The 4,994-nt window shown below is 48.9% G+C and carries 7 protein-coding genes; 3 read left to right on the top strand and 4 right to left on the bottom strand.

Translation table 11 applies throughout. The features are described 5' to 3' along the window. From csgE to csgG, 3 genes are all read left to right on the top strand, one after another. The coding region (csgE, locus tag FDW94_RS20445) for a curli production assembly/transport protein CsgE (protein ID WP_170974258.1) at positions 1 to 371 on the top strand (371 nt) is incomplete at its 5' end. 25 nt (positions 372 to 396) lie between these two features. Beyond that, a complete protein-coding gene (gene csgF / locus FDW94_RS20440; protein WP_003832089.1) occupies positions 397 to 810 on the top strand; it encodes a curli production assembly/transport protein CsgF in 414 nt (137 codons plus the stop codon). A 25-nt stretch (positions 811 to 835) separates the two neighbouring features. Next, a complete protein-coding gene (csgG, locus tag FDW94_RS20435) occupies positions 836 to 1,669 on the top strand; it encodes a curli production assembly/transport protein CsgG (protein WP_003036082.1) in 834 nt (277 codons plus the stop codon). A 46-nt stretch (positions 1,670 to 1,715) separates the two neighbouring features. On the opposite strand, the gene FDW94_RS20430 is transcribed toward csgG, so the two are convergent. From FDW94_RS20430 to ghrA, 4 genes are all read right to left on the bottom strand, one after another. After that, positions 1,716 to 2,198: a DUF1097 domain-containing protein gene (locus FDW94_RS20430; RefSeq protein WP_032934412.1), complete on the bottom strand. Its 483-nt coding sequence runs from the start codon at positions 2,196 to 2,198 to the stop codon at positions 1,716 to 1,718. 102 nt (positions 2,199 to 2,300) lie between these two features. Then, on the bottom strand, positions 2,301 to 2,855 hold the full coding sequence (locus FDW94_RS20425) for a molecular chaperone (RefSeq protein WP_003832084.1): 555 nt from the start codon (positions 2,853 to 2,855) through the stop codon (positions 2,301 to 2,303). Positions 2,856 to 2,878: 23 nt separating this feature from the next. Next, positions 2,879 to 3,616 (bottom strand): phosphatase, encoded by a 738-nt coding sequence (locus FDW94_RS20420; protein ID WP_008784332.1) that lies wholly within the window; start codon positions 3,614 to 3,616, stop codon positions 2,879 to 2,881. 210 nt (positions 3,617 to 3,826) lie between these two features. After that, a complete protein-coding gene (gene ghrA, locus FDW94_RS20415) occupies positions 3,827 to 4,765 on the bottom strand; it encodes a glyoxylate/hydroxypyruvate reductase GhrA (RefSeq protein ID WP_057067489.1) in 939 nt (312 codons plus the stop codon). Positions 4,766 to 4,994: the final 229 nt, after the last annotated feature.

The following is a 4,994-nucleotide window of genomic DNA, read 5'->3' as shown; positions in this document are numbered from 1 at the left end:
CAGCAAATTTATTCTTTGCTGCCGGGAGTCTGCACGCAGCGACAACCGTAGAGGTGGAGGTTCCCGGGCTGTTAACTGACCACACTGTCTCTTCAATCGGGCATGATTTTTATCGGGCCTTTAGTGATAAGTGGGAAAGCGAGTACACAGGAAACTTAACCATTAATGAAAGACCCAGTGCGCGTTGGGGAAGTTGGATCACCATAACGGTCAATCAGGACGTTATCTTCCAGACTTTTTTATTTCCGACGAAAAAAGACTTCGACAAAATTGTAGTCTTCGCATTGGCACAAACTGAGGAAGCATTAAATCGCCGGCAAATAGATCAAACACTATTAAGCACTAGCGATTTAGCGCGTGATGAATTCTAAAACATGATTTTGTCCGGAGGCTTTCATGCGTGTTAAACATGCAGTGGTTTTGCTCATGCTAATTTCACCATTAAGTTGGGCCGGAAACATGACGTTCCAGTTTCGCAACCCAAACTTTGGTGGCAACCCGAATAATGGTGCTTTTCTGTTGAACAGCGCCCAGGCCCAGAACTCATATAAAGATCCAAGCTATGACGATTACGGTATTGAAACCCCGTCAGCTCTGGATAACTTTACTCAGGCGATTCAGTCACAAATTCTCGGTGGCCTACTCACCAACATTAATACCGGTAAACCAGGAAGAATGGTGACCAATGATTTTATCATTGATATCGCCAACCGGGACGGACAACTGCAATTGAATGTCACCGACAGGAAATCGGGGAAAACTTCGACAATTGAAGTGTCGGGTTTACAAACACAGTCGACCGACTTCTAAGTTATAGCCACGAAAGGAAATAATCATGCAGCGTTTACTTATCATGGTGGCAGTAATTTTACTCAGCGGATGTTTAACAGCTCCGCCTCAAGAAGCCGCTAAGCCGACATTAATGCCCCGAGCCCAAAGCTATAAAGACTTGACGCATCTGCCTATGCCTACAGGTAAGATCTTTGTGTCGGTATACAACATTCAGGATGAGACTGGCCAATTTAAACCTTACCCGGCAAGTAACTTCTCAACCGCCGTCCCGCAAAGCGCCACGGCTATGCTTGTCACCGCATTGAAAGATTCTCGTTGGTTCGTCCCACTGGAACGTCAGGGGTTACAGAACTTGCTTAACGAACGCAAAATCATTCGTGCAGCTCAGGAAAACGGTACGGTTGCGATTAATAACCGGATCCCGCTACAGTCCCTGACCGCGGCAAACGTCATGGTGGAAGGATCAATTATCGGTTATGAAAGCAACGTTAAATCGGGTGGTGTCGGTGCACGTTATTTTGGTATTGGCGCCGATACCCAATACCAGCTCGACCAGATAGCGGTAAACCTGCGCGTAGTTAACGTCAGCACCGGTGAGATCCTGTCGTCAGTGAATACCAGTAAAACCATTCTGTCTTATGAAGTACAGGCTGGGGTGTTCCGCTTTATTGACTACCAGCGTCTGTTGGAAGGTGAAATTGGCTACACCTCTAACGAACCGGTTATGCTTTGTCTGATGTCAGCGATTGAAACGGGCGTTATCTTCCTGATTAATGACGGCATCGATCGCGGATTGTGGGATTTGCAGGATAAGAAACAAGTTGATAATGACATCCTGGTTAAATACCGTCATATGTCGGTACCGCCAGAATCCTGATGGGTCTATACAGCATAAAAAGCGTGAGGAAAACCCTCACGCTTTTTTATTTACTGGTCAGCGTCGACGATATTCTATTTTCACGGCGAGATGCCAGCCACAGACCACTGTTTTTCATTGCATAGCCGAATACGAGGCCCAGTGCCAGTGACGGTACAACCAGTCGCCAGTCGCCCTGCCCTGCAAATGTTGCACATGCGCCAATGAACGTGCCCGGTACAAATGAAAGCAGCCATTGCTTTGCCTGGATACACATCAGAAACGCGACAATTCCTGTCATGACATAACCAATAATGTCCATATGCGGAGCAAGCGCACTACCGTTAATAATCACCAACGCCCACACCACACCGCTTAGCAGCGTACACGCCGAGATCCACAGTCCTTTTAACCCACCTTGCGGGCAGGCGAAATAAGCCGTGCAACCCAGAAAGCCAGCCCAACTGAGTAAACCAAGAGAAACGGCCACCCATCCCCAGATCCCGGAGAGAATGCCCGTTGTGATTGCAATTGAGAGAAGTATGTTCATGCCGCGCATCTTAGCAGAAAAACGGCATGGTAATGAGATCGCGCACACAATTTATGCAAGCTTATAAATTGAGTTGCACCTTTTAAGTGACGCGCGTCACATTTATTCGTCTGTATCTTCCTGCAATTCGTCCCACATCGCACCAATGGCATCACGCGTCAGCGGTGCTATCGTACGCCAGAAAGGCGTGTTCGCGTGCGCTTCAACTTTACCAAGGAACGTACCGCACCAGGGCAGCAAGTAGTCTACAAACAAGGTTTCAAGCGCCTCACTTTCATCTTCCGCAGACTGGTCCTCAAGCCATGAAGCCGCCAGCAACAGCGTACCAATGTGATCTGCCGGTGTATCAGCAAGCGGCATGCCCCGGGCTGAAAGAAATGCACGAACATCAGATTCTTTCGCCCCTTCTACCCAGGCACTACGATAAGGCGGCACTGCACACTCGTCACCGACAAACAGCGCGTTGTAATCTGCAGCCAGCTGGGGCATATCGCAGCTCTTCTGTAAACGGGTGAGCAGTTCGTCCTGTTCCAGCGGCCAGTTGGCGGACAGTTTACCTTCACTAATCAGGGTAAACAGGGGAACCAGTAAAGGGTCCTGCGGTTGGCGGTAAAACAGCGAGCCCAGTACACGACACAGGATAGAAAACTCGTTCATTGATATATTCCAGTTAGTAACAATTACAGTTCAGCAAATTCCGCGATCGGCTCCATGCCTCGCGATTCCAGAAACGCCAATAGACGTTTAGGTGTGACGTTTAAAATTCTGTCTTCAGGGAAATTAACATCATCCAGGATTTTACGGCATTCGCCAAATTCTCCCAGCGTGAAAGCAGTATGTGAATCCGACCCTAACGCCACCCATCCACCAGCATCACGCACAGCCGCAGCAACCGCACGACAATTATCCTCACTGCCCTTACGCGAATGCAAAAACGAAGAATTATTGATTTCCAGTGCAACCTGGTACTTTGCCGCCGCCTGCGCAATTGCTTTAATATCAACAGGATACTTGGGATTTCCCGGATGACTGATGATGTGCACATTACCGCTGGCCATCGTAGCTATCATTGCCTGGGTATTGGTGTCTTTATCGTGAGGTGCAAAAACCGGCTCATGGAAGCCCGCAATAATGAGGTCCAGGGAGGTAAACATCGGACCTGAACAGTCAATTTCACCTTCAATATTCTTAATATTGGCTTCTATTCCGCGCAGGATCCCCACGCCATCCACGACACGTGGCCAAATACGCATATTGATAAAGTGCCAGTGGTGAGGCGCATCCGCCATGTCCGGTCCATGATCGGTAATGGCAAACAGCTTGATGCCTTTGCGACGAGCTTCCGCGATGTAATCACTTAAGGTGCTGTAGGCGTGGGTGCTGGCGACGGTATGCATATGCAGGTCAACGGGATACATAACTCTCTCCTGTAGTCATTTTCCGTCAAGGATAGCAGGTATCGCCACCATTAATACCCTAAAAATTCGAGTCGCAGGCAGGTGGCAAGGGAGTGATATCTGAATCACTTACTTATGTAAGTGATTCAGGTGAACAACCGTAGCTAACACACATGCAGCTTGAAGTATGACGGGGATTTTAGCTGAAACCCGGTACTTGCCGGGTTACCATTAATATCCCCGAACGCGATTGACCTGACCTGTTACGACTTGCCCGCTCTCCAGGTTCATAATCGTGCGGGAGATATAGTCCACCGCTTCTGCCGGACGGGTAACTGCGGCAATATGTGGCGTCATCGCCACACGCGGATGTTTCCATAATGGGCTGTTTTCTGGCAGCGGTTCACGGCTATAAACATCCAGCATGGCCCCCTTCACCTTGCCGCTTTCCAGCGATGCCAGAAGATCGTCTTCATTGAGATGAACACCGCGTGCAAGGTTCAGCACGTAGGCGCCATCCTGCAATTGGCTAAGTAAATCAGCGTTAATAATGCCTACGGTTTCTGCCGTATTAGGCAGAAGGTTGATCAGCACGCGAGTTTGACTCAAAAACGCGCCCAGTTCCTCAGTACCGGCGAAGCTTTCCACGCCAGACCAGGATTTACGCGTACGACTCCAGCAGCGCAGTGGGAATCCCCATGCCTGCAGGCTTTCGGCAACTTTTGCGCCCAATACCCCAGCCCCCATGATCCCGACGGTAAACTCCTCGCGAGTATATTCTGGCAACGGCTGCCATTTCGCCTGATTTTTCAATGCTTGATAATCATCAAAGCGACGAAACCAGTGCAGCACCTGACTGACAGCATATTCCTGCATTTGCAGGCCCATACCCGTATCTTCCAGACGGAAAAGCGGGATCGACGCATCCAACATTTCCGGATGAGCATTGAGTTTACTGAGAATAGAATCGACACCCGCTCCCAGCGCAAATACGGCTTTTAATTTTCGTCCTGCGAGCATTTCAACCGGCGGATGCCAGACCAGCGCATAGTCAGCATGTGCATTATCACCCGCTTTCCACTCACGTACGTTCGCACCAGGTATTGCCTTTGCCAACGCATTAATCCACCAGGTCGTATCGAATGTTGGGTGATAGAAAATTATATCCATATTGTCTCCTGAACATTGTTGTGCGGAACTTTCTCGCACTTATTATCATCATTTTTCGAGGGAACATCAGAGTAGCAAATTTTAGGATGCTGGCAAAAAAAACAATTCCCGCTTATTTATGCTCCATGTTGCTTGAAGTTTGTGTAAATGCACATTTTTTTCAAAAAGTTGATTGACGGCGGGGCGGTGTTTCCCCTACATTAGCGCCCGTTCCGGTAGCACAGGAACA

Origin of the sequence: Citrobacter sp. wls757 (assembly GCF_005280935.1) — a bacterium.
GTDB lineage: Bacteria > Pseudomonadota > Gammaproteobacteria > Enterobacterales > Enterobacteriaceae > Citrobacter > Citrobacter portucalensis.
Note: the sequence above shows the minus strand (reverse complement) of the source record. Positions and strands in the feature narration are given on the sequence as shown.